This is a genomic window from Enterobacter sp. 120016 (assembly GCF_018383635.1).
Lineage (GTDB): Bacteria > Pseudomonadota > Gammaproteobacteria > Enterobacterales > Enterobacteriaceae > Enterobacter > Enterobacter asburiae_D.
The window spans coordinates 36507-61191 of record NZ_JAHAWC010000004.1; the positions used below are offsets into that span (position 1 = coordinate 36507).

The following is a 24685-nucleotide window of genomic DNA, read 5'->3' on the forward strand; positions in this document are numbered from 1 at the left end:
TTGTCCTGAACATGCCGGACACTATAGATGGCGCGCATCATTGGCTGTATAGTCAGTTTTATCGAAAATTAGCCTGAACAGATACCCATGTCTGCCCCGTCCCCGTCGTCCCCACACTATCGCCGAATTGCCGAGATGCTGCGCCTCACGCTCACGTCTGGCGCGCTGCGCGCCGGTGACAGGATGATCTCCGCACGCAAACTGGCCGAGCGCGAGCACGTTAGCCTTCCGACGGCGCTGGAGGCCCTTCGCTGCCTGGAGGCTGAAGGGCTGATCGTTGCGCGCCCGCGTTCAGGATATTACATCCGCCAGACCAGCCTGCCACCGCGCGTAGAGCCCGCGCGTTCCTCGCCAGGCCCGGTCCCCGTCACCCTGTCCGCCGTGGCCCGGTCGCTGTTCAGCAGTGCAGAAGCCAGGCTGATCCCGCTGGGCGCCGCCCTGCCCGATCCCGCGTGGCTGCCGGGAGACGCGCTGCAGCGGGCGTTGCACTCTGCGGGCCGTCGTCTGGACGCGCATGGACAGAGCTACAGCCTGCCTCCGGGAAGGGGGGATTTGCGAAGTAAGATTGCCGCGCGTTCTGCACAGTGGGGAGCCCGGTTCGGCGCGGACGATCTCATTATTACCGCAGGCGCGACGCAGGCGCTGCGCCTGGCCCTTCGGGCCGTGTGCCAGCCGGGCGATGTCGTGGCGATTGAGCAGCCCGCCTACTTTGGCACGCTCCTGCTGCTGGAGGATTTAGGCCTGAAGGCCTTAGCGATCCCCACCGATCCTGTCGAAGGCCTGCTGCTGGAACCGCTGGCGGACGCCATTCGCCGCCACCGCCCTGCTGCCGTTCTGGCCTCGCCCACCGTGCAAAACCCATTGGGTGCCAGCATGCCCGTCGCGCGCAAGCAGGAACTGGTTGCCCTGCTTGAAGAGGCGGGAATTCCTTTGATTGAGGACGATGTTTACGGTGACCTGGTCGGCGAGGGGCAACGTCCTCCGGCCTGCAAGGCGTTCGACCAGAGCGGGAATGTGATCTACTGCAGCTCCCTGTCAAAAACGCTTGCGCCGGGCTGGCGAATCGGCTGGATTGCCGCCGGACGCTACCACCCGCAGGTCTTACAGGCCCGCATGGCCGGAGACTGGGCCGGCACGCCGCTGCTGGAAGCCGCGTCGTGCGAGATGCTGGCAAGCGGCGACTACGATCGTCACCTGCGGCGGCTAAAGCGCCGGGTCGCAGAGGGGATCCGCGCCGTTGTGGGGCGGGTTGAGGCCAGTTTCCCACCCGGTACGCGCGTTAGCGTACCCGCAGCCGGTTTCCTGCTGTGGGTAGAGCTGCCTCAGCAGATCAACGCGCTGGAGGTGCATCGCCGCGCGCTGGCGCTGGGCATTGGCGTCAGCCCTGGCCCCCTGTTTTCCCCGGCCGCCGAGTTAACGCACTTTCTGCGGCTGAACTGTGCAAACGAACCCACGCCCCGCCTGCTGAACGCCGTGGACCAGATTGGCGCGCTGTGTCACGAGCTGGCTGCTTTCACACCAGACTCTCCAGCCATTCGGTAAAGACCCGCACCTTGCGGGAGAGATGACGGTGTGGATAGAGCAGTGACAGCTTGCGGTCCGGCGATCGATAGTCTGGCAAGACTTCAACCAGAAGGCCGCGGTCAATGTAAGGCTGGAGAAAGAGATTCATCCCCTGCATTAACCCCAGCCCGGCAAGGCCTGCCGCGATGTAGGCCTCGGAGTTATCCACGACAAGCTTACCGGGCAGAGTAATCTCCGCGACGCCTTCTGGCGTGGTAAACGTCCACGGATGAATTTGTCTGCTGCGGTTATTAATCCAGTTGATGGCCTGATGTTTGCGTAAATCATCCGGCGTTTCTGGCGTACCGTGTTGGGCCAGCCAGGCCGGGCTGGCGCAGGTCGTGATTTTGATGTTCCCGATTTTACGCGCGATATACTCGCCGTCCTCCAGCTCTCCCACCCGCAGCACGCAGTCCAGGCCATCCCGCAGCACGCAGTCCAGGCCATCCCGCAGCATATCCCGACGGCGGTCAGAGCTGCTCAGAATGATGTCGATCTCAGGATGCTGACGATAAAAATCAGGCAGATTGGGGATCACCCGCAGCGTGGCAAAAGAGACCGGCATATCCACACGCAGCTGGCCGTGTATTGTCCGGTCCGTACCAAACGACTCCAGTAATTCGTCCGCCTGCGCCAGCAGGGGTTTACTCCGGCGGTAAAATGCTTCCCCATCCGGCGTCAGGCTAATCCGACGCGTTGTGCGCTGCAGTAGCCGCGTGCCGCTGTGCTGCTCCAGAAGCTGTAACGCTTTGGTGACCGCCGGACGATGGATCTGCAGATTCTCCGCCGCCTGGGTAAGACTGCCTGACTCGACAATTTCAATAAAAATTCGAATAGATTCAAAGAGGTTCATTTGCATAAGAGACGCTCTTGCCGCGAGCAGGATAAAATGATTATTATTAATTTTATAACAGTGATGAATCTTTTTGGCTATTTTTCCTAACAATCCTGCGCCCTACACTCTTCCCCATTCAAACGTAAGGAAGAGTCTGCTATGAAAAATAACCGTATTTGTCAGATCCTGGGTATCGAAAAACCTGTTATTCAGGGGCCGTTATCCTGGCTCACGGATGCCCGCCTGGTCGCTGCGGTCAGCAATGCCGGAGGGCTCGGCGTGCTGGGGCCCAATGCTGGTTTAACCGCCGACACCGCGGTGTCCACGCCGGAAGAGACCGCCGAAAAAATGCGCGAGGAGATTCGTAAAACCAAACGGCTGACCGAGAAACCGTTTGGCGTGAACCTGATCCCCACGGCCGTTAATGACGTCTGGACAGGGCCGATCCTTCAGGTGGTGAAAGAAGAAGGCGTCAGGGTCGTTGTGTATACGGGCTATGGGGAAGGCAGCATTATTCCCGCGCTGTTCAGCGAGTTAAAAGAGGCGGGTATCGCCATTATCTACCGCGACATCAACCCAACGCCGGAGAACACCCGCCTCGCGGAAGAAATGGGGGCTGACATTATCGTCGCCACCGGTTTTGATGAGGGCGGAACGTTACCCGCAACGGTGCTTGGCACCTTTTCCATCGTGCCGCTGATTGCCGATGCCGTGAAGCACGTCCCGGTGATGGCCGCGGGCGGCATTACCGATAATCGCACCGCCAGAGCGGCGCATGCATTGGGTGCGGAAGGCGTGTTTGCCGGGTCGGTCTTTATCAGCACGGAAGAAAGCCGCGTGCCGCAGGGGGTCAAAGAGAAAATTGTTGCCGCCAACGGTCTCGATTTACTGCTTTTCCGCACCGTTCCCCACTACTACCGCGCGCTTCCCGGCAAGCTGGCGGACAAACTGGCGGCGATGGATAAAGCAGGCGCAAGCAACGAAGCGCTGGGCAAGGCGATGGGAGGATTACGGGGCCTGCGCCTGGGCATGCTGGAAGATAATACCGATGAGGGCTATATCGCACTCGGCACGGGGATTGGGAACATCCGCAGCGTGAAAAGCGTGGCCGAGGTTGTTAATGCGTTAACGGTTGAGTAAGTGCCCCGGCGTCCTGGCCTGCACCAGGACGCCCAGGTTCATCAGGGAATAATCCGCGCGGCTCTTAGCTGCGCGAACAGGCGGAAAAACATCTCATCGGTGGCCTGCATTTGCGTAAAGCCCGCCCTGCGCAGCTTGCTCCCGTCACCAAACATGTCGTAGTTCCAGCTAAAGACAAAATCGGCAAACCGCCCGTCGCTCAGCTGCAGAATATCCGCTTCCACCAGCCGCTCTTCGGCAAGCTCGCGCCATACTCCGCGATAGTCGTTAAACAGCTGATGAAATGACAACCTCACCGGCGGCGCAGAGTCCAGTTCAAACCAGCGTGCGATGCGCGGCCACATCTCGCTCCAGCGCCAGACATCGCCATTGTTTACGTTGAAGGCCTGATTGTGTGCCGCAGGTGACGTGGCGGCCCACAGCGTGGCCTCGGCCAGCAGCCCGGCGTCGGTATGGTCAACGATGCTGTGCCAGGCCTGTTCCGAACCGGGAAAACGCAGCGGTAGCCCCAGCGCCTTGCACAGGGAGGCGTACAGGGCGATGCTCAGCGCAAGGTTCATGGCATTACCCGGTACCGCACTCCCCACCACGCCCGGCCTGATGGCATTCCAGTGCCAGCCTTTCCCCCGCTGAAACTGGCTGAGCCACGTGAGCTGCGCGGCGTTAAATTCGCCACCCGGTACGCCAGGATCGCTTTCCCGCGCCGGGGTTTTAAACGGCCCCAGATGCGCACCATAGACTTTATACCCCTGCATCAGGCTTACCGTCTGCAAAGGCGCCGTTTTTTCGAGGGTGCTGACCAGATTACGCAGCATGGTGACGTTCGGCTCAACCATGTCCGTCCAGTTCGCCGCGTTCGCCCAGGCGCTGTAAAAGATATGGGTGACACCGTTCAGGGCGTGCAGCGCCCGCGCGGTGTCCTGCGCATCCAGTAAATCGACGTTCACCACGGGAATGCCGTCCGGGTGGGCTACCGCGTGGCGACTGAGGCCGATCACCTCCCACTGATGGTGCAGAAGCGTGTTGACCAGCTGTCTGCCGACAATGCCGCTGGCGCCCGCGACCAGGGCGACGTTGTGTTGCTGCATCTTATTCATGGTGTTTCTCCGGAAAGGGTGACAGACGCAGTGTGATATATTATTTTTTCTGGAGATATCCCCTGAAACCGATGGCACTTATAAGCAGAATCATTAAATGAATAATAAGCTCACTGCCATTTACACCTTTCTACGCGTCGCTGAAGCGGGCTCATTTTCGGCGGCCGCCCGTCAGACCGGTATTAAGCAGTCCGCCGTCAGTCAACAGATCGCGGCACTTGAGGAAGCACTGGGTGTGGTACTGCTGCACCGTACGACGCGTAAGATGAAGCTGACCGAACAGGGTGAGCGTTACCGGCGTGATATGCAGCTCGTGCTGGACGCCATGGGGGAAGCGGAGAGACGTTTACATCCTGTCGACCATAGCGTTCTGGGACGCGTCCACATCCAGCTACCGAGCGGCCTGGGACAGATCGTTTTGCCGCATCTGCTGGCGCTACAGCACCTGCATCCCGAACTGCAGCTGATGATTTCCCTGGATGACCGCCTTGCCGATCTGGTGACGGAAGGCGTGGATGTCGCGATACGGCTGGGCAGTGAGCCTCCGCAGGCGCACGCGGCTCGCGTGCTGGCGTGTATTGAAGCCGCGCTTTTTGCCGCTCCCGGTTTTCAGACGGTACACGCCGTCAGGGAACTGACGACGCTGCCACACGTACGTTTCAGCGGTATTCCGCTGGATGCCCCCCTGCGCCTGATTTCTGACGAGGAGACGGTCGAGGTCAACGTGAATACCGTTTTCCGTGCCAACACCAGCGACGCGCTGCTGCAGGCGCTGGAGTCAGGCATCGGCATCGGCGGCATGCAGCGACCGCTCGTGGCCAGGGCGCTGCAGGCGGGCACGCTGGTACCGGTGCTGCCCGGCTGGCGGTTACCCGATCGCTTCCTCTATGCCGTCTATCCTGACGCCCGCTTTATTCCGCAGCGCGTCAGAAAGGTCGTCAGCGTGATTGAGAAGTTACTGACTGAAATAATAAAGAAAAACTGATTGTTTCCGCCGTAAATGACGTGCATTTTTTACCCGCAAGGAATAGAGTGTTTTTACCGTATCCCCTCTTTCTGGAGCACGTATGCCGGATTACCGTTTTTTCCAAAAAGGCCCGAACCTCATTGCGATCGAGAGTGCAAACACCGATGCGGCCGCTCAGCTCATCGCTCAGGGGTTTGAAAAACAGTTTGAGGAGATCGGCGCTGCGGATGAAAAAGAGGCGCTTACCCGCCTTGCGGATATCCGTAAAAATAATGAGATCGATCGCCATAACTTCCTGGCCGGAGCGGGCGAAATGCCGCTGATCGGCGCGTTGGCGGCTGCGGCAACCTGGTTGGTGCAAAAGAAATAACGCAACCATCTTCTACTTCGCCACCGGCAAATCGGCGTACCGCGTCGTATAGGCCGGTGACAGCATCTCACGCTTCATCGCCCAGGATTTCTCAATACCCTGCCCGGCGAACCATATCTTCCCTTTACCGGAATGATTTACGCTGTCCATCATCGCCATCAGCGCCGCGCTGTTGGCGCGCAGACGATTATCGTCAAACAAATTCAGCTGGGCGACGCCGCTGCTGAAAAAGTCCGCCAGCATGACCCCGGCTTTCATATAGCGATATCCGTCGAGCCATATACGCCCCAGCGCCTCCGTGGCGGCGCGGATGATATCGCGCGAGTCATTGGTGGGCGTCATCAGGGTGACAGAAGCCTGATTGCCGTAATAAATTTCGTTGTCCGCGTGCGGGCTGGTGCGCACAAACACGCTGATAAAACGACAGTATTGATGCTCGCCGCGCAGTTTTTCCGCAGCGCGTTCCGCGTAGGCGCAAATGGCCTGGTGCATCTCCTCGTACTGCGTAATACGGTGCCCAAACGAACGGCTACAGATAATTTGCTGCTTCGTGGGGGTGAACTCTTCAAGATCAAGGCAGGGCTCACCACGAAGCTCGCGGGCCGTCCGTTCCAGTACCACGTTGAAATGTTTGCGAATGACCCAGGACGACGCTTCCGCCAGCTCCAGCGCCGTGGTAATGCCCATCGCGTTCAGTTTTTTCGTGATGCGCCGCCCTACCCCCCACACCTCCTCTACCGGAACCTTTGCCAGCAGCTTACGCTGCCGCTCGCGGTCTGAGAGATCGACCACGCCGCCCGTGCTGGCCCAGCGTTTCGCCGCATAGTTGGCCAGCTTCGCCAGCGTTTTTGTCGGGGCAATACCGACGCCGACGGTTAAGCCCGTGTTTTTAAAGACCTGCGTGCGCATCTGGTGACCGAACGCTTCCAGTGACAGGCAGTGACTGACCCCAGAAACGTTCACGAACGCCTCATCAATGGAGTAAATCTCTATTGCCGGGGCGAGATCGGTCAGCGTCTGCATGACCCGACTGCTGAGATCGGCATACAGCGCATAGTTCGAGCTAAAGACGTAAACCCGCGACGGGTATAGCTTTTCTTTGAATTTAAAATACGGCTCACCCATTTTTATGCCGAACTGCTTTGCCTCCCGCGACAGTGAAATAATGCAGCCGTCGTTATTGGACACCACCACGATGGGTTTCCCCTCCAAATCGGGGCGGAATACCCGCTCGCAGGAGGCATAGAAGCTATTCACATCAACCAGCGCGAACATGTTTATGCGTTTTGAGCGTGTGGGTGACGACGCCGAAGATCTGCAGCTCCTCTTCGGACTGAAAGGTAATCGGCTGATAGCGGGCATTATGCGGCAGAAGTCTCAGAACCGGACGGGTCTGTAGCTCTTTCACAGTAAACTCACCGGCGACCGACGCCACGACGATATCCCCATGTTCGGCATTTAACGAACGATCGACCACCAGCAGATCGCCGTCGCCGATCCCCGCCCCAATCATGGAGTCTCCACTCACCTTGATAAAATAGGTCGCACTGGGATGCCTTACTGCCAGCCGGTTAAGATCGAGACGATCCTCCACATAATCCTGCGCCGGGCTGGGAAACCCACAGGCAACACGTTCTAAAAATAAAGGTAATTCAATGATTTGTTTTGGTTGATAAGAAAAGAGAGTGTCCATAATGCCTTTCTCGCCAGATGCTGTATATAAATACAGTATTACGGATTATGGACAAGGATCAAGGTCATTTCCGGAGGTGAACCCAAACGCGTTGAAGTTTGAGCGGTTTTAATTGAGCAACATCGCCCGCCGTTAACAGGCCAGACAATATAAGTCATATAAAAGTCATCTACTTTATGACTTATAAAAAATAACATCACTATGCAATAACTACATATTGACTTTAAAGTCAGATAAAAGCATATTTTACGGCACGAATTAACAAGACTTACTGGAGAATATTTTCCATGCCAGCCCGTGACTATCCAGACAAGCGTGTTGCACGCGGTCTGGCAAAGGAGGCCGATCTCAGGATGCTGAGCGCCCGCATCGATCCCGACCTGATGGATTACATCAGAACCACCGCCTTTGAGACGCGTAAGAGTAAGCAAGAGATTGTGGCGGAAGCGTTAGCGCTCCACAGGCAGAAAAGTCAGACAGGAGCCTAAGCGCGCAAAGCCGGAAGTCCCCTTAAGGCTTTGCGCATATCACGTTTAATCTAACAGCGAATTCAGCGTTTCCAGTGCTTCAGGCGGTAACTTCAGATCCGCCGCCGCGAGGTTTTGCCGCAGATGCGCCACGGAAGATGTGCCCGGGATCAGCAGAATATTCGGGGAACGCTGCAGCAGCCATGCCAGCGCTACCTGCATTGGCGTTGCGCCCAGTGAATCCGCGACGGCCTTCAGCCCGGAAGATTGCAGTGGCGTAAAGCCGCCCAGCGGGAAGAACGGCACATACGCAATCCCCTGCTGCGCAAGCAGATCCACCAGCGCATCGTCACCCCGGTTCACAATGTTGTACATGTTCTGCACGCACACCACCGGCACCATCTTCTGAGCTTCCGCAACCTGGGTGGCCGTGACGTTGCTCAGGCCAATATGACGCACCAGCCCCTGCTGCTGTAATTCGGCCAGGGTGGAGAGCGGTTCAGCAATCGATCCTTCCGCCGGCCCGTGTGCGCTAAACATGATCCGCAGATTCACCACGTCCAGCACGTCCAGCTGCAGATTACGCAGGTTGTCATGCACCGCCTGAGTCAGTTCCTGCGCGGAAAAGGCCGGCAGCCAGGCGCCTTTGTCGTCGCGACGGGCGCCAATCTTGGTGACGAGCGTCAGATCGTCCCGGTACGGGTGAAGCGCCTCGCGGATCAGCTGGTTAGTGACGTGAGGACCATAAAAATCACTGGTATCAATGTGGTTCACCCCCGCCGCCACCGCTTCGCGCAGCACGTCCAGCGCGGCCTGCTTGTCCTTCGGTGGACCAAAGACGCCCGGCCCGGCGAGCTGCATCGCACCGTAGCCCAGTCGTTTAACCGTCCGCGTCCCGAGCGCGTACGTCCCGCTTTTATCAATGCTGCTCATGTTAACCTTCCTCATAAAAATGATCCGGATTTACAACAGGTTCCCTCAAAGAACCTTTAGTTAAGCGCGAGTTAATTAAAGTTTAAATTCTCTACGACGATAGTAATGAAGTAACCCTGCATCTTCTCTAACGGACGACCGCTATGCTGAAAAACCTGCACGTGATTACCGGTATTATCTTTGCCCTCACCATATTCTGTCTGCTGCAAGTTGTCACGGGAGGGTTGTTCTACTCTGCCGTCAGCAACGATCGCCATAACTTCCAGAATTCCGGCGTGCTCAATGCCCAGCAGGAAAGCCTGAGCGACAGCGTGAACACGCTGGTGAAAACGCGCGTCACCGTCACCCGCGTGGCGATCCGCTACCTGAAAAACCAGCGCGACCCGGCTTCCCTTGCGGCGATCAATAAGCTGCTTGGCACCGCAGGCGACTCGCTGGCAAAAGCCGAAGCCTATAACAAAGAGTGGCAGAAACTGCCGCAGGTTAACGGCCAGGAGGCGGCATTAACCGACGAGATGCAAAAATCCTGGAACCAGATGCACGAAGTGATGCGCTTATCGATTGAGTATCTACGTGCCGACAACTATCAGGCCTATGGCGATCTGGACGCGCAGCAGGCGCAGGACGAGATGGAAGCGGTCTATAACCGCTGGCGCGCCGAAAACAACACCCTGCTGAAGGCCGCAACCGAAGAGAACCAGAGCAGCTTCACGCAGATGCAGTGGACCCTGGCGGCGATTCTGCTGGCCGTTATCGCGGTTCTGGTGGTCATCTGGCAGGGTTTACAGCACCTGCTGTTAAAACCACTCCACTCCATTATGAACCATATTCGCGCCATTGCAGGGGGCGACCTGACGCAGGATATCGCCATCTCTGGTCGCAACGAGATGGGGCAGCTGGCCGCCGGCCTGCATGAGATGCAGCAGTCGCTGGTGACCACCGTCAGCGCCGTACGTGGAAGTACCGACTCCATCTACACCGGCGCAGGCGAAATTGCCGCAGGAAGCAACGATCTTTCCGCCCGCACCGAGCAGCAGGCCGCCTCGCTGGAAGAGACCGCCGCCAGCATGGAAGAGCTGACCGCGACCGTGAAGCAGAACTCCGATAACGCCCGTCAGGCCACGCTGCTGGCGAAAAACGCCTCTGAAACGGCCGCGCGCGGCGGTCACGTCGTGGATAACGTGGTTCGCACCATGAACGAAATCGCCGACAGTTCGCAGCAAATTGCGCATATTACCGGCGTGATTGACAGCATCGCGTTCCAGACCAACATTCTGGCGCTTAACGCAGCGGTGGAAGCGGCACGCGCCGGGGAACAGGGTCGTGGCTTTGCGGTTGTTGCAGGCGAAGTCCGTACGCTGGCGAGCCGCAGCGCGCAGGCGGCAAAAGAGATCAAAGGGCTTATTGAGAACTCCGTCAGCCGGGTGAATACCGGTTCTGAGCAGGTCAGCGAGGCTGGCACCACCATGAAGGAAATTGTCGCCGCCGTCACCCGCGTGACCGATATCATGGGTGAGATCTCATCTGCCTCTGACGAGCAGAGCCGCGGTATTGAGCAGGTGAGCCTGGCCGTTTCGCAGATGGACAGCGTGACGCAGCAAAACGCCGCGCTGGTGCAGGAGTCCGCCACGGCGGCTGCGGCACTGGAAGATCAGTCCGAGCAGCTGCGCCAGGCGGTGGCCGCGTTTCGTCTGAACGGCAAAGAAAAAGCGGTCGCCCCACGCCCGGCCAATCTGAAAACGCCACAGCTGCTGCGCCCGGCCACGACAACCGCCTCCACCGACAGCAACTGGGAAACGTTCTGAGTCTCAGGCGGGCGAGGATATCGCCCGCTAGCGGCTGCGCTTGGCGTGACGCTCCCAGTTTTCCTGTTTTGCTTCATCGGATTTTCGCAGTGAAACATAGCATGCCCCGCTGCCGCCGTGATGCGGCAGCGCCACGCAGAAGGCCTGCACTTCCTCAAACTCGGTTAACCAGCGCGCCAGATAGCTGCGCACCACATTGGGATGCGAGTTCTGCTCGCGCCCTTTCCCGTGAATGATAATCAGATTGCGTAACCCGTCGCGTCCGGCCTGGCGAATAAAGGAATAGAGCATCTGACGGCAGCGTTCGGCGGGCTGACGCAGGAGGTTTAAGCTGGCCTGGCGGGCGTATTTACCCGTGCGCAGCTTATCGATAACGCCCTGCTGTACCCCTTCGCGCTGGAACGCCAGCGGTTCTTCCAGGGGAAGCATGTCAAGAAAATCCAGCGTCAGGAAGTTATCCAGCTGTTCGCTATCCACCTCCTCGCGCGCCCGCGTATTGCGGCTGGGCTGCCAGTGAATATCCGCGCAGCGCTTCAGGGGCTGGACATCTTCCATGGCGTCAAGAAAAAATGATTTGTCGTCAGGGTTCATGGACATCCTCCGGCTACATCTGAGGACTGTACTATACCTGCGCCAGAGACCGGCCTCAATCACCGTTACAGGACGATGCGTGGCAATAATATTAACCTGATGAATATATATAGTAATTATAAAATAAACTTAAATCAGACTTAACTAAAATTTCAGCAAAGGTAAAATACGTGATTTATGTTAAAATTTCATTAAATCAATCACTCACCTGCCTTTCATTTTTCGGGAAAAGTGTTATACCTAAATATACCTGCCCCATGGAAATAATACCCAGGATTGGCGAAAGGACGCACTGCTGTGTGTACTATAGGGTCTGTCTGATGTCGGGCAGATCCTGTTTTTTTAATAAGCACTTCACGCTCCGATTAATTTTCTCGCTTCCCTTCTGAATTGCGTAATTAATGATTCAGCCAGGGGCGTCTGACGTGAATCACGGCGCTGAATTAAATAATAGGCCGCTTTAGGAAGCGATTCGACAACCGGCAGCATAACCAGACGGTGTGCCAGCAGCGGGTCACAGCCTAGCTCCTGCGGCAATATGCTTAAAAAATCACTTTGCGCGACCAGGCTAATACAGGAAGAAAAGGTTTCGCAAACCACACCAATTCGCGGTATTTGTGAGCGATCGCTAAATACCTCTTCTAATTGCTTGTAATAGCTTCCCCGCGGCGTCGGCATTGTCCAGTTATAATGCAGAAGTTCATTAATGGACGTCGCCCCCATGGCCGGATGTCCTTCCCGACAAAATACCGCAAACGGTTTTTCGAAGAGCTTTTCAAACGTAAATTCCTGGTCGTAAGGCCCCTGATAATAGGTGTTGATGGTGAAGTCCAGTTCGCCCTGGCGTAATTCATTGATCATCGACACCAGCTGCCCTTCCATAATCCGCACCTTGACCTGCGGATGCTGCGCATGAAAGCGGGTAATGACGGCGGGCATAAGCGTGCGTGAAACGCTGGCCCCCATTCCGATGTTGATCTGCCCGGCCAGCTCCCCTTGACGCTGACGGATGTCATCCTGCGCCGCACGCAGCTCTTCCAGAATCAACCTGGCGCGCTGGTAAAAGCCCTCGCCGCATTCGGTCAACGCGACGCCCTTACTCCTGCGCACGAAAAGCTGCGCCGCCATGCCCTCCTCCAGCTCTTTGATGGATTTGGTCAGCGCCGGCTGGGAAAGATTCAGCGTCCTGCTGGCACCGCGGATGCTGCCCTGACGCGCAACCTCAACAAACGCCCGGATTTGATGAAATTTAATCTGGAATGTCATAGCCCGACCGATAACTGTTGTTTATCAGAGTAAAGAAACTGTCATCTACTTTAATGGAAAGGGATGTGCGAGGGTAATTCCTGAACGGTTAAAACTGTGAAAAATCGGTTAGTGATAAGTAAAAACTATCACAGCGTGAAGCAGTTCACATATTTTAATGATGACAGGAACAGATATGGACACACTGGCGCAGTACATCCAGGCATTATCCCCGCAGCTGAGCGCATGGCGTCGTGATTTTCACCATTTTGCGGAATCCGGCTGGGTAGAGTTTCGTACAGCCGCGAAAGTCGCGGAAATCCTCGACGCGCTGGGTTACGAGCTGGCGATGGGACGCGACGTGGTGGATGCCGAAAGCCGAATGGGGTTGCCCGATGCCGCTACCCTGGCACAAGAGTTTGCCCGCGCGCGGGCGCAGGGCGCGCCTGAGAAATGGCTGGCGCCGTTTGAAGGCGGGTTTACCGGCATTGTGGCGACCCTCAATACCGGGCGTCCTGGACCGACCCTGGCGTTTCGCGTCGACATGGATGCCCTTGATTTAAGCGAAGCGCTGGATGAAAGCCATCGCCCGTTCCGCGACGGTTTTGCCTCCTGCAATCCGGGAATGATGCACGCCTGCGCGCACGACGGCCACACCACGATTGGTCTGGGGCTGGCGCGGGTGCTTAAGCAGAATGAAGCGCAGCTCAACGGCACCCTCAAGCTTATCTTCCAGCCTGCCGAAGAAGGCACCCGCGGCGCGCGCGCCATGGTTGCCGCCGGGGCGCTGGACGACGTGGACTATTTCACGGCCATCCATATTGGTACCGGCGTCCCTGCCGGAACGGTGATTTGCGGCAGCGATAACTTTATGGCCACCACCAAGTTCGACGTGAACTTTACCGGCGTTGCCGCACACGCGGGCGGTAAACCGGAGGACGGACGTAACGCCCTGCTCGCCGCCGCGCAGGCCGCCCTCGCCCTGCACAGCATCGCCCCGCACAGCGAAGGCGCCTCCCGGGTGAACGTCGGGGTGATGCAGGCGGGCAGCGGACGCAACGTGGTGCCCGCGAATGCGCTGATAAAGGTTGAAACCCGCGGTGAAAGCGAAGCGATTAATCAGTACGTCTTTGAACGCGCGCAGGCGGTCATTACCGGCGCAGCGGCGCTCTACGGCGTGCGCGCCGAGATGCGCCTGATGGGTGCCGCAACGTCCAGCGCGCCGACGCCGGCGTGGGTGGATTATCTGCGCGAACAGGCAAGCCAGGTTTCCGGGGTTGTCCACGCCATCGATAAGGTGAAGGCGCCAGCAGGCTCCGAAGACGCCACGCTGATGATGGCCCGCGTGCAGCAGAACGGCGGCATGGCGTCCTATATGGTGTTCGGTACGGATTTGAGCGCCGGACATCACAACGAAAAATTCGACTTCGATGAGCAGGTCATGACCATCGCCATTGAAACGCTGGCGCGAACTGCGCTCAATTTCCCGTGGACGCGAGGTGTGTAATGCAGGAGAACTACGCTTTTATTGCCGATGCTATCGACACGCGATGTCGGACGTTAACCGATATTGCCGATGCGATCTGGGATCGTCCTGAAACCCGCTTTGAAGAGTTCTGGTCCGCCGAACGGCTCGCCAGCGAGCTTGAGGCGGAAGGCTTCACGCTGACGCGCGAGGCCGGCGGTATTCCCAACGCCTTTATCGCCAGCTTCGGCAGCGGGAAACCGGTCATCGCCCTGCTGGGTGAATACGACGCGCTGGCCGGGTTAAGCCAGCAGGCGCACTGCGCAACGGCGCAATCCGCCACGCCGGGAGCTAACGGCCACGGCTGCGGACATAACCTCTTAGGCACCGCGGCGCTGGCGGGCGCGGTGGCGGTGAAAAGCTGGCTGGAGCAGCACGGCGGCAGCGGAACGGTGCGTTTTTACGGCTGTCCCGGTGAAGAAGGTGGCTCCGGGAAAACCTTTATGGTGCGCGAAGGTCTGTTTGATGACGTCGATGCCGCCGTCACCTGGCACCCGGAAGCCTTCGCCGGGATGTTTAACGTCAGCACGCTGGCGAATATTCAGGCAGCCTGGCGTTTTCACGGCGTGGCGGCGCATGCAGCCAACTCCCCTCATCTGGGACGTAGCGCGCTGGACGCCGTGACGCTGATGACCACCGGCACCAACTTCCTCAACGAACACATCATTGAGAAAGCGCGCGTCCATTATGCCATTACCGATACCGGCGGGATTTCGCCCAACGTGGTGCAGGCGCAGGCTGAGGTACTGTACCTGATCCGCGCCCCGGAGATGGCCGATGCGCAGCAGATCTACGAACGCATCGAGAAAATCGCCCAGGGCGCGGCGATGATGACCGAAACCACCGTCGAGTGTCGCTTTGATAAAGCCTGCTCCAGCTACCTGCCGAACCGCACGCTCGAGGCGACGATGTATCGCGCCCTGCAGCACTATGGCACGCCGCTCTGGACGGAGGAAGAACTCGCCTTCGCCCGCGAGATCCGCGCCACCCTGACGCCCAACGATCTGCAAAACAGCCTGAAAAATATTGCCGCAACGGGGGGCGACGCGGGTAAAGCCTTTGCCCGTCGTCATCAGGAGACGCTGCTGGTGGATGAAGTCGCGCCCTATGCCATCACCGACAACGTGCTGGCGGGTTCAACCGACGTGGGCGACGTCAGCTGGAAAATGCCGGTCGCCCAGTGCTTCAGCCCCTGCTTTACCGTTGGCACGCCGCTGCACACCTGGCAACTGGTGGCGCAGGGACGTACCTCCATTGCCCACAAAGGCATGCTGCTGGCCGGAAAAGTAATGGGCGCGACCGCGCTCAATCTGCTGCAGGACGCAGCGCTGCTGAAAAAATGCCGTGAAGAGTTCGAACAACAATTACAAGAAAAACCGTACGTGTGTCCGATCCCACAGGGCGTGACACCGTCACCTTTAAAATAAAAAAACACAACACAACAACACAACACTCCCGAGGAACGCCCATGAGTATGTCATCCATACCTTCGCATTCCCCATCCGGTAAGCTCTATGGCTGGGTTGAAAGGATCGGCAATAAAGTGCCGCACCCTTTCCTGCTGTTTATCTATCTGATTGTGATTTTAATGGTCGCCACCGCCGTGCTCTCCGCCTTTGACGTGAGCGTGCGTAGCCCGGCTGACGGCAGCCTGGTGGCGGTAAAGAACCTGCTCAGCGTTGACGGGCTGCACTGGTTTTTGCCGAACGTTATCAAAAACTTCAGCGGTTTCGCCCCGCTGGGCGCCATTCTGGCACTGGTGCTGGGCGCCGGGCTGGCGGAACGCGTTGGCTTGCTGCCCGCATTAATGGTGAAGATGGCTTCGCACGTCAGCGCGCGCTACGCCAGCTATATGGTGCTGTTTATCGCCTTCTTCAGCCATATTTCCTCCGACGCCGCGCTGGTGATCATGCCGCCGATGGGGGCGCTGATTTTCCTCGCCGTCGGGCGTCATCCCGTGGCGGGCCTGCTGTCGGCGATAGCGGGCGTGGGCTGTGGATTCACCGCCAACCTGCTGATCGTCACCACCGACGTGCTGCTTTCGGGCATCAGCACGGAGGCAGCGAAGACCATCGATGCGGCAATGCACGTCAGCGTGATCGACAACTGGTACTTTATGGCCTGCTCGGTCATTGTCCTGACGATTGTCGGCGGACTGATTACCGATAAGATCGTCGAGCCGCGCCTGGGTAAATGGGAAGGCCGTAGCGATGAAAAGCTGGACACCCTGAGCAAAGAGCAGCGCTTCGGCCTGCGCGTGGCTGGCGTGGTCTCGCTGGCCTTTATCGCGCTGGTGGCGCTGATGGTGGTGCCGGAAAACGGCATACTGCGCGATCCGGTTAAACATACCGTCCTGCCGTCGCCGTTTATTCAGGGCATCGTGCCGCTGATTATCCTCTTCTTCTTTGTCGTTTCGCTCGCCTACGGTATCGCGACCGGCAAAATCCGCCGTCAGGGCGATCTGCCGCAGCTGATGATCGAACCGATGAAAGAGATGGCGGGCTTTATCGTGATGGTGTTCCCGCTGGCGCAGTTTGTGGCGATGTTTAACTGGAGCAACATGGGCAAGTTTATGGCCGTGGGCCTGACCGACGCGCTGGAGGCGGCCGGATTAAGCGGCGTGCCGGCGTTTGTCGGCCTGGCGCTGCTGTCATCCCTGCTGTGCATGTTTATCGCCAGCGGCTCCGCCATCTGGTCGATTCTGGCCCCGATCTTCGTGCCGATGTTTATGATGCTGGGGTTCCATCCGGCGTTTGCCCAGATCCTGTTCCGCATCGCGGACTCCTCGGTGATTCCGCTGGCGCCGGTTTCGCCGTTTGTTCCGCTGTTTTTAGGCTTCCTGCAGCGCTATAAACCGGAAGCCAAACTGGGTACCTACTATTCGCTGGTTTTACCCTATCCGCTTATCTTTTTAGGGGTATGGCTGGTGATGCTGGTGGCATGGTATCTTGTCGGCCTGCCGATTGGGCCGGGGATTAACCCGAGGCTGAACTAAAGGAATGAGGATGCTGAGATTACTCGAAGATAAGATTGCGACGCCGCTAGGGCCGCTGTGGGTGATCGCGGACGAGCAGTGCTGCCTGCGCGCCGTCGAATGGGAAGAGCACAGCGACCGCATGGAAGAACTGCTCCATGTTCACTACCGCGCGCAGGGGTATGAACGTATTCGTGCCACCAACCCGGGCGGACTGAGCGACAAGCTTGCGGCCTACTTCGAAGGCGATCTCAGCATCATCGATACTCTGCCGACCGCCACGGCAGGCACCCCTTTTCAGCGCGAAGTGTGGCAGGCCCTGCGTTCGATACCGTGCGGGCAGGTCATGCATTACGGCCAGCTCGCGGAGCAGCTAGGCCGCGCAGGGGCCGCACGCGCGGTGGGTGCCGCGAACGGCTCGAACCCGGTCAGCATTGTGGTGCCCTGCCATCGCGTCATTGGCCGCAACGGCACCATGACGGGCTATGCTGGCGGCGTGCAGCGCAAAGAGTGGTTGCTGCGTCACGAAGGGTATCTCCTGCTCTAGTTCCCAGGCTTTTTGTGCTTAATTTTCTACCGGTTAGGCTAAAAATCCATAATCAAGCTGTGGAATTTCAAGAAGATGGCGACACGTTGTCGCCTCTTGTCCTTATTGAGGGTTTGTCAGGCTTACGTACTTACCAAAAAGATGTTAAAATTGACCAATATCAATTAAGGCTTGAGCAAACCTATGATCCCGGAAAAGCGAATTATACGACGCATTCAGTCTGGCGGTTGTGCTATCCATTGCCAGGATTGCAGCATCAGCCAGCTCTGTATCCCGTTTACCCTGAATGAGCATGAACTCGATCAGCTTGATAATATCATCGAGCGCAAAAAGCCTATTCAGAAAGGGCAGACGCTGTTTAAAGCGGGAGACGAACTGAAATCGCTCTATGCTATCCGTTCTGGCACCATCAAGAGCTACACCATCACCGAACAGGGTGATGAGCAGATCACCGGCTTCCATCTGGCAGGCGACCTGGTGGGCTTTGATGCCATCGGCACGGGCCATCATCCGAGCTTTGCTCAGGCACTCGAAACCTCGATGGTTTGCGAAATCCCGTTTGAAACCCTGGACGATCTGTCCGGCAAGATGCCTAACCTGCGTCAGCAGATGATGCGTCTGATGAGCGGTGAGATCAAAGGCGATCAGGACATGATCCTGCTGCTTTCCAAAAAGAATGCAGAAGAGCGCCTGGCCGCGTTTATCTACAACCTCTCCCGCCGCTTCGCCGAGCGTGGCTTCTCGCCGCGTGAATTCCGTCTGACGATGACGCGTGGCGATATCGGTAACTACCTGGGTCTGACCGTGGAAACCATCAGCCGTCTGCTGGGCCGTTTCCAGAAAAGCGGGATGCTGGCCGTTAAGGGTAAATACATCACTATCGAAAACGGTGAAGCGCTGGCCGTTCTTGCCGGGCACGCCCGCAACGTGGCGTAACTTTCCGCCTGTTGATGACCAGACTGATAAATTCCTGTGATTTATTGGTCTGGTATAATCACTTCCGTTTCAAGATATTTTCATCGCAGTACGTCCCCACACAGCGCCCAAAAGGTTCTCGTTGAGGTTATGAATTGAGAGAAAGTTTGTTTTTCGTTTCAGTCGTGATTGCCTCAGTGACCTTTATCTTCATCTGGATCATGCTTGTCGGCCCGATGAAGGGGGAGGAAAAAACCTACGTTCAGGACTCCACGACCTTTGCGATAGCGGTGATGGTGCTGCTGTTTATTGCGTTTATCGCGGTGACGACCACGGTACTTTTCCTCTGATAATTTTTCATGAATTATTGATCTGGTAAAACCTCCCCTCTGTTTCATTCAGGATATATAGGTTACTCTTTTAATTACAGACTGTGGTGACAGTAGTAAGGAGACCTGTATGGCCAAGTATCAAAACATGCTGGTAGCTATCGATCCGAATCAGGACGATCAGCCAGCATTACGACGTGCTGTGTATTTGCATCAACGGATTGGTGGCAAAATCAAAGCGTTTTTGCCGATCTATGACTTCTCGTATGAGATGACCACCCTTCTGTCGCCTGACGAGCGCACCGCTATGCGTCAGGGCGTCATCAGCCAGCGTACCGCGTGGATCCGTGAACAGGCGAAGTATTACCTGGAAGCGGGCGTGCCCATTGATATTAAAGTGGTCTGGCATAACCGACCTTTCGAAGCCATCATCCAGGAGATTGTCGCCGGTGGGCACGACCTGCTGCTGAAGATGGCGCACCAGCACGACAAGCTGGAGTCCGTGATTTTCACCCCGACCGACTGGCACCTGCTGCGTAAATGCCCTTGCCCGGTCTGGATGGTGAAAGACCAGCCGTGGCCTGAAGGCGGGAAAGCCGTTGTGGCGGTAAACCTCGCGAGCGAAGAGGATTACCACAATTCGCTGAACGAGAAGCTGGTGAAGGAGACCATCCAGCTTGCCGAACAGGTGAATCATACCGAAGTGCATCTGGTTGGCGCCTATCCGGTCACCCCGATTAACATTGCCATTGAGCTGCCTGAATTTGACCCGAGCGTGTACAACGACGCGATCCGCGGTCAGCACCTGCTGGCCATGAAAGCGCTGCGTCAGAAATTCAGTATCGATGAGAAAATGACCCACGTGGAAAAAGGGCTGCCTGAAGAGGTGATCCCGGACCTGGCGGAACACCTGCAGGCGGGGATTGTGGTGCTGGGCACCATTGGCCGAACCGGTATTTCTGCCGCATTCCTCGGCAATACCGCCGAACAGGTGATCGACCATCTGCGCTGCGACCTGCTGGTCATTAAGCCGGATGAGTACCAGACGCCGGTTGAGCTGGACGATCCGGAAGACGATTAACCAGTAAGATGAAAAAAAACCGTCGGGGAACCGGCGGTTTTTTTTTGCCGGGTGGCGGCTTCGCCTTACCCGGCCTACGGGTTTGGTAGGCCCGGTAAGCTTGCGCCACCGGGCTTTACCCTGTCAGAGTGATTTCAGAATCGCATCCACGCTGGCTTTGGCATCGCCAAACAGCATGTGGGTGTTCTCTTTGAAGAACAGCGGGTTCTGAACCCCGGCATAGCCGGTATTCATGGAGCGTTTAAACACAATCACGTTCTGCGCCTTCCACACTTCCAGAACCGGCATACCGGCGATTGGGCTACCCGGATCGTCCTGTGCAGCAGGGTTAACGGTATCGTTGGCACCAATGACCAGCACGGTGTCGGTGTCGGCGAAATCATCGTTGATCTCATCCATTTCCAGCACGATGTCGTAAGGCACTTTCGCTTCCGCCAGCAGCACGTTCATGTGGCCCGGCAGACGCCCTGCCACCGGGTGAATACCAAAGCGAACCTTGATGCCCCGTGCGCGCAGCTTCTCGGTGATTTCCGCAACCGGATACTGCGCCTGCGCCACCGCCATGCCGTAGCCCGGGGTGATGATCACGGAATGCGAGTTTTTCAGCATGTCTGCGGTATCTTCCGCAGAAATTTCACGGTGCTCACCCACTTCTTCATCCGCACTGGAAGAAGACCCATCGGTCCCGAAACCACCGGCGATAACGCTGATGAACGAGCGGTTCATCGCCTTACACATGATGTAAGACAGGATCGCACCGGAAGAACCCACCAGCGCACCGGTGACGATCAGCAGGTCGTTGCTCAGCATAAAGCCTGCCGCCGCTGCTGCCCAACCGGAGTAGGAGTTCAGCATCGAGACAACCACCGGCATATCCGCACCGCCGATGGACGCCACCAGGTGCCAACCGAACGCCAGCGCGATGATGGTCATTACCAGCAACGCCAGCACCTGCAGGCCTACGCTTTCGGTACGCACGAAGACCACCAGCAGTACAAATGAGACCACCAGCGCCGCCAGGTTCAGCTTATGACGGTTTGGCAGCATCAGCGGTTTAGAGGAGATCTTCCCGCGCAGCTTGCCGAACGCCACAATAGAGCCGGTGAAGGTCACCGCACCGATGAAGATACCGAGGAACACTTCCGTCAGGTGGATGTTCACCAGAATCGGCTCCAGGCCCGGTTCGTGATACAGGTAGCTGTTGAAGCCCACCAGCACCGCCGCCAGACCCACGAAGCTGTGCAGAATGGCAACCAGCTCCGGCATCTCGGTCATTTCAACGCGTTTTGCCAGGCGAATACCAATCGCGCCGCCGATGATCATCGCCACCAGGATCCACGCCACGTTGCCGGTATCCGGCCCGAAGATGGTGGCAATCAGCGCAATCGCCATCCCGGCGATACCAAAGTTATTCCCCTGCTGAGACGTTTCGTGTTTGGAAAGCCCCGCCAGACTGAAAATAAACAGGATTGCAGCAACAATGTATGCGGCTGTCACTAATCCTCCAGACATATGCTACCCCTTAGCCTTTACGAAACATTTTCAGCATGCGCTGAGTCACGGTGAAACCACCGAAAATATTGATACTGGCGATCAGCACCGCGATAAAGCTCAGGAAGCTGATCCAGCCGCCGTGACCAATCTGCAGTAACGCCCCCACCACGATGATCCCGGAGATGGCGTTGGTTACCGACATCAGCGGCGTATGCAGCGCATGGGAGACGTTCCACACCACGTAGTAGCCTACGACGCAGGAGAGCGCGAAGACGGTAAAGTGGCCGAGGAACTCTTTCGGCGCAACGTCAGCCAGCCAGCCGAACAGAATAATTACCAGCGCCATGATCGCGTATTTACGCCACGGAGACGCCGGTTTGGCGGGTTCTTTCGGCGCGGGTGCCGCTTTCGGTGCCGCCTGAGGCTGAGCAGAAACCTGAATAGGCGGCGCAGGCCAGGTAATTTCACCTTCACGGACGACGGTGACGCCGCGCACCACCACATCGTCGAAATCAACGGTGACGTTGCCGTCTTTCTCTTTGCAGAGCAGCTTCAGCAGGTTGACCAGGTTAGTGCCGTAGAGCTGAGAAGACTGCGTTGGCAGACGGCCCGGCAGATCGGTATAACCGATCACCTTCACGCCGTTAGCGGTCGTGGTCACCTGATTCGGTACGGTATATTCACAGTTACCGCCGTTTTGGGCGGCCAGGTCGACAATCACGCTGCCCGATTTCATGGAGTCAACCATCTCACGGGTAATCAGCTTCGGTGCCGGTTTACCCGGGATAAGCGCGGTGGTGACAATAATGTCGACATCTTTCGCCTGAGCGGCGAAGAGTTCCATTTCGGCTTTGATAAACGCTTCGGACATCACCTTCGCGTAACCGTCGCCGCTGCCTGCTTCTTCCTTGAAGTCCAGCTCAAGGAATTCGGCACCCATACTCTGGACCTGTTCCTTTACTTCAGGACGGGAGTCAAAGGCACGTACGATAGCGCCCAGGCTGTTTGCCGCACCGATTGCGGCAAGGCCCGCCACGCCCGCGCCAATCACCATCACTTTCGCCGGAGGGACTTTACCCGCGGCGGTGATTTGACCGGTAAAGAAGCGACCAAATTCGTGGGCCGCTTCAACAATGGCGCGGTAGCCGGCAATGTTTGCCATGGAGCTTAAGGCATCCAGCGACTGCGCGCGCGAAATGCGCGGCACGGAGTCCATCGCCATCACGGTCACGCCACGGGCCGCCAGCTTCTCCATCAGCTCCGGGTTTTGCGCAGGCCAGATGAAGCTCACCAGGGTCGTCCCCGGATTCAGCAGCGCAATCTCACTCTCTTCCGGTGCGTTGACCTTCAGAATCACCGGCGACTGCCAGACGTCAGCACCGTCGACCACTTCCGCGCCAGCCTGGATAAAGGCCTCGTCATCGAAACTCGCCAGTTTGCCTGCGCCGCTTTCAACCGCGACCGTAAAACCCAGTTTAAGCAGTTGCTCCACCGTTTTCGGTGTTGCCGCTACGCGGGTTTCATTGGCTAACCGTTCTTTTGGTACCCCAATACGCATAGTTTTCCCTTCCATCGGTTTTTGATGATGGTTTATCGATAAATGCCCGCGGTTTGTATCAATTTTCGCCATCGCGCGAGCGACGAGATATGATTAACCCCGGAAAATAAAACAGTAACAAACTGTCTATAACCTACTGAAAATAGCGCCCGCGATCTACCGCCAGAAAACACTATTTCTTACTTTATCTGTGAAAAATAAGCGATCGGCGTCACTGACAGTGATATTTACCTTAAATTCATTGCCAGAACCGATAAATCGCGCAAGCGGAGCGGTAAAAACATGATATAGCGCCGTAAGAGAACAACTTATTAACATTAAATTAACTTGTAAAAGTCATATGCTTTATCAGTTTTACTTGTCAAACGCGTGTTTTTTCAACATATCACTAAATGTTATCGAATTCGGTGATTCAGTCAGCACAGGCAGTGAAAAATGGCGCAGACAGCGACGGGTTTTAAATGCAATAATCGGGACCGTCTCAAATTAACAACAATACCAGTACATGGTTTGCGCAAGGCGAAGGATCATTTTTATGAAGCTTAAGAACACACTCCTGGCGTCCGCACTTCTTTCCGCGACCGCCCTGTCTGCGAATGCCGCAACAGAGTTAACGCCGGAGCAAGCGGCAGCGTTAAAACCTTTTGACCATACGGTCATTGTGGGTCGTTATAATTCTATTGGCGACGCCGTCGCCGCGGCATCAAAAGCTGCTGATAAAAACGGGGCTGCCTCGTTTTATGTCGTTGACCAGTCCGATTACGGCAACAGCGGTAACCAGCGCGTGACCATTGCGCTGTTCAAAGACAATGCGCCAAAAGCTGACGCACCGAAAAACCGCGTGATCAACGGTGTTGTTGAACTGCCGAAAGATCAGGCGATTGAGCTGGAACCTTACGACACCGTTACCGTTCAGGGCTTCTACCGCAGCCAGCCTGAAGTGAACGATGCCATCACCAAAGCCGCGAAAGAGAAAGGGGCCTACTCTTTCTTCATCGTGCGTCAGGTCGATGCTAACCAGGGTGGCAACCAGCGTATTACCGCGTTCATCTATAAAAAAGATGCGAAAAAACGTGTTCTGCAGAGCCCGGATGCTATCCCGGCGAATTCAGAAGCAGGTCGCGCGGCAATAGCAAAAGGCGGCGAAGAAGCGAAGAAAGTTGAAATTCCAGGCGTAGCAACGACGGCTGCCCCAAGCGCTGAAGTGGGCCGTTTCTTCGAAACGCAGTCCACGAAAGGTGGCCGTTACTCCGTTACGCTGCCGGACGGTACCAAAATTGAAGAGCTGAACAACGCCACTGCAGCGCAGATGGTGCCGTTCGACAGCATCAAGTTTACCGGCAACTACGGCAACATGACGGAAGTCTCTTACCAGGTCGCTAAGCGTGCGGCGAAGAAAGGGGCGAAGTACTACCACATCACCCGCCAGTGGCAGGAACGTGGTAACAACGTGACCATCAGCGCCGATCTGTACAAGTAACAAAATCGTTTACGAAAGGCGGCGCAATGCCGCCTTTTTTGTTACTTTTTTTGAATTTCTGCCTCACGTCATTGCA

At 56.9% G+C, this 24685-nt stretch carries 23 protein-coding genes; 14 read left to right on the forward strand and 9 right to left on the reverse strand.

Translation table 11 applies throughout. From position 1 onward, the window contains the following. Nucleotides 1-87 precede the first annotated feature (87 nt). On the forward strand, nt 88-1542 hold the full coding sequence (locus tag KIF87_RS08155; RefSeq protein ID WP_213328448.1) for an aminotransferase-like domain-containing protein: 1455 nt from the start codon (nt 88-90) through the stop codon (nt 1540-1542). On the opposite strand, the gene KIF87_RS08160 is transcribed toward KIF87_RS08155, so the two are convergent. Beyond that, nucleotides 1514-2422 carry a LysR family transcriptional regulator gene (locus KIF87_RS08160; RefSeq protein ID WP_213328449.1) on the reverse strand — a complete coding sequence of 303 codons (909 nt, stop codon included), beginning with the start codon at nt 2420-2422 and terminating at the stop codon, nt 1514-1516. The genes KIF87_RS08155 and KIF87_RS08160 overlap by 29 nt on opposite strands. A gap of 135 nt (nt 2423-2557) precedes the next feature. Between KIF87_RS08160 and KIF87_RS08165 the strand changes: the two genes are divergently transcribed. After that, nucleotides 2558-3538 (forward strand): NAD(P)H-dependent flavin oxidoreductase, encoded by a 981-nt coding sequence (locus KIF87_RS08165; protein ID WP_213328450.1) that lies wholly within the window; start codon nt 2558-2560, stop codon nt 3536-3538. A gap of 41 nt (nt 3539-3579) precedes the next feature. On the opposite strand, the gene KIF87_RS08170 is transcribed toward KIF87_RS08165, so the two are convergent. Then, nucleotides 3580-4635, reverse strand: coding sequence for an SDR family oxidoreductase (locus KIF87_RS08170; RefSeq protein WP_213328451.1), 1056 nt, complete (start codon nt 4633-4635; stop codon nt 3580-3582). Between the two features lie 97 nt (nt 4636-4732). Here KIF87_RS08170 and KIF87_RS08175 point away from each other — a divergent pair, with 97 nt between their 5' ends. Beyond that, nucleotides 4733-5620: a LysR family transcriptional regulator gene (locus KIF87_RS08175; protein WP_213328452.1), complete on the forward strand. Its 888-nt coding sequence runs from the start codon at nt 4733-4735 to the stop codon at nt 5618-5620. An 82-nt stretch (nt 5621-5702) separates the two neighbouring features. Further along, nucleotides 5703-5972: a hypothetical protein gene (locus KIF87_RS08180; protein ID WP_126786120.1), complete on the forward strand. Its 270-nt coding sequence runs from the start codon at nt 5703-5705 to the stop codon at nt 5970-5972. A gap of 12 nt (nt 5973-5984) precedes the next feature. Here the strand turns inward: KIF87_RS08180 and umuC are convergent, their stop codons facing one another. Then, the gene (gene umuC, locus KIF87_RS08185; protein WP_213328453.1) at nt 5985-7247 is read right to left on the reverse strand and encodes a translesion error-prone DNA polymerase V subunit UmuC; all 1263 of its coding nucleotides are present in this window, start codon (nt 7245-7247) and stop codon (nt 5985-5987) included. Beyond that, nucleotides 7231-7665, reverse strand: a complete 435-nt coding sequence (umuD, locus tag KIF87_RS08190; protein WP_008500532.1) for a translesion error-prone DNA polymerase V autoproteolytic subunit — start codon at nt 7663-7665, stop codon at nt 7231-7233. The genes umuC and umuD overlap by 17 nt, the downstream gene beginning before the upstream one ends. 287 nt (nt 7666-7952) lie before the next feature. Here umuD and KIF87_RS08195 point away from each other — a divergent pair, with 287 nt between their 5' ends. Further along, nucleotides 7953-8153 (forward strand): hypothetical protein, encoded by a 201-nt coding sequence (locus tag KIF87_RS08195; RefSeq protein ID WP_213328454.1) that lies wholly within the window; start codon nt 7953-7955, stop codon nt 8151-8153. 45 nt (nt 8154-8198) lie between these two features. Here the strand turns inward: KIF87_RS08195 and KIF87_RS08200 are convergent, their stop codons facing one another. Continuing rightward, a complete protein-coding gene (locus KIF87_RS08200; protein WP_213328455.1) occupies nt 8199-9065 on the reverse strand; it encodes an aldo/keto reductase family oxidoreductase in 867 nt (288 codons plus the stop codon). A 143-nt stretch (nt 9066-9208) separates the two neighbouring features. On the opposite strand from KIF87_RS08200, the gene tcp reads away from it, so the two are divergent. After that, nucleotides 9209-10870 carry a methyl-accepting chemotaxis citrate transducer gene (tcp, locus tag KIF87_RS08205; RefSeq protein ID WP_213328456.1) on the forward strand — a complete coding sequence of 554 codons (1662 nt, stop codon included), beginning with the start codon at nt 9209-9211 and terminating at the stop codon, nt 10868-10870. A gap of 27 nt (nt 10871-10897) precedes the next feature. Here tcp and smrA read toward each other — a convergent pair whose 3' ends face one another. Both smrA and KIF87_RS08215 read right to left on the reverse strand, forming a co-directional pair. Further along, nucleotides 10898-11461 (reverse strand): DNA endonuclease SmrA, encoded by a 564-nt coding sequence (smrA, locus tag KIF87_RS08210; RefSeq protein WP_213328457.1) that lies wholly within the window; start codon nt 11459-11461, stop codon nt 10898-10900. A 354-nt stretch (nt 11462-11815) separates the two neighbouring features. Then, nucleotides 11816-12727 (reverse strand): LysR family transcriptional regulator, encoded by a 912-nt coding sequence (locus tag KIF87_RS08215; RefSeq protein WP_213328458.1) that lies wholly within the window; start codon nt 12725-12727, stop codon nt 11816-11818. Nucleotides 12728-12902: 175 nt separating this feature from the next. Here KIF87_RS08215 and KIF87_RS08220 point away from each other — a divergent pair, with 175 nt between their 5' ends. From KIF87_RS08220 to uspE, 7 genes are all read left to right on the forward strand, one after another. Further along, nucleotides 12903-14213, forward strand: a complete 1311-nt coding sequence (locus tag KIF87_RS08220) for a M20 family metallo-hydrolase (protein WP_213328459.1) — start codon at nt 12903-12905, stop codon at nt 14211-14213. Continuing rightward, a complete protein-coding gene (locus KIF87_RS08225) occupies nt 14213-15658 on the forward strand; it encodes a M20 family metallopeptidase (RefSeq protein WP_213328460.1) in 1446 nt (481 codons plus the stop codon). Before KIF87_RS08220 ends, KIF87_RS08225 begins: the two co-directional genes overlap by 1 nt. Before the next feature lie 41 nt (nt 15659-15699). Further along, nucleotides 15700-17226: a p-aminobenzoyl-glutamate transporter gene (gene abgT / locus KIF87_RS08230; protein WP_213328461.1), complete on the forward strand. Its 1527-nt coding sequence runs from the start codon at nt 15700-15702 to the stop codon at nt 17224-17226. 10 nt (nt 17227-17236) lie between these two features. Beyond that, nucleotides 17237-17752 carry a methylated-DNA--[protein]-cysteine S-methyltransferase gene (gene ogt, locus KIF87_RS08235; RefSeq protein WP_213328462.1) on the forward strand — a complete coding sequence of 172 codons (516 nt, stop codon included), beginning with the start codon at nt 17237-17239 and terminating at the stop codon, nt 17750-17752. Between the two features lie 183 nt (nt 17753-17935). Continuing rightward, nucleotides 17936-18688, forward strand: a complete 753-nt coding sequence (gene fnr / locus KIF87_RS08240) for a fumarate/nitrate reduction transcriptional regulator Fnr (protein ID WP_006174991.1) — start codon at nt 17936-17938, stop codon at nt 18686-18688. A 146-nt stretch (nt 18689-18834) separates the two neighbouring features. Continuing rightward, complete coding sequence (locus KIF87_RS08245) at nt 18835-19017, forward strand: hypothetical protein (RefSeq protein WP_014883604.1); 183 nt, start codon at nt 18835-18837, stop codon at nt 19015-19017. Nucleotides 19018-19126: 109 nt separating this feature from the next. Beyond that, nucleotides 19127-20077, forward strand: coding sequence for a universal stress protein UspE (gene uspE / locus KIF87_RS08250; protein WP_213328463.1), 951 nt, complete (start codon nt 19127-19129; stop codon nt 20075-20077). Between the two features lie 123 nt (nt 20078-20200). Here uspE and pntB read toward each other — a convergent pair whose 3' ends face one another. Both pntB and pntA read right to left on the reverse strand, forming a co-directional pair. Next, nucleotides 20201-21589 carry a Re/Si-specific NAD(P)(+) transhydrogenase subunit beta gene (pntB, locus tag KIF87_RS08255; protein ID WP_024909329.1) on the reverse strand — a complete coding sequence of 463 codons (1389 nt, stop codon included), beginning with the start codon at nt 21587-21589 and terminating at the stop codon, nt 20201-20203. Nucleotides 21590-21599: 10 nt separating this feature from the next. After that, nucleotides 21600-23129, reverse strand: a complete 1530-nt coding sequence (pntA, locus tag KIF87_RS08260) for a Re/Si-specific NAD(P)(+) transhydrogenase subunit alpha (protein WP_213328464.1) — start codon at nt 23127-23129, stop codon at nt 21600-21602. Between the two features lie 535 nt (nt 23130-23664). Here pntA and ydgH point away from each other — a divergent pair. Next, a complete protein-coding gene (ydgH, locus tag KIF87_RS08265; protein WP_024909331.1) occupies nt 23665-24609 on the forward strand; it encodes a DUF1471 family protein YdgH in 945 nt (314 codons plus the stop codon). Nucleotides 24610-24685 lie beyond the last annotated feature (76 nt).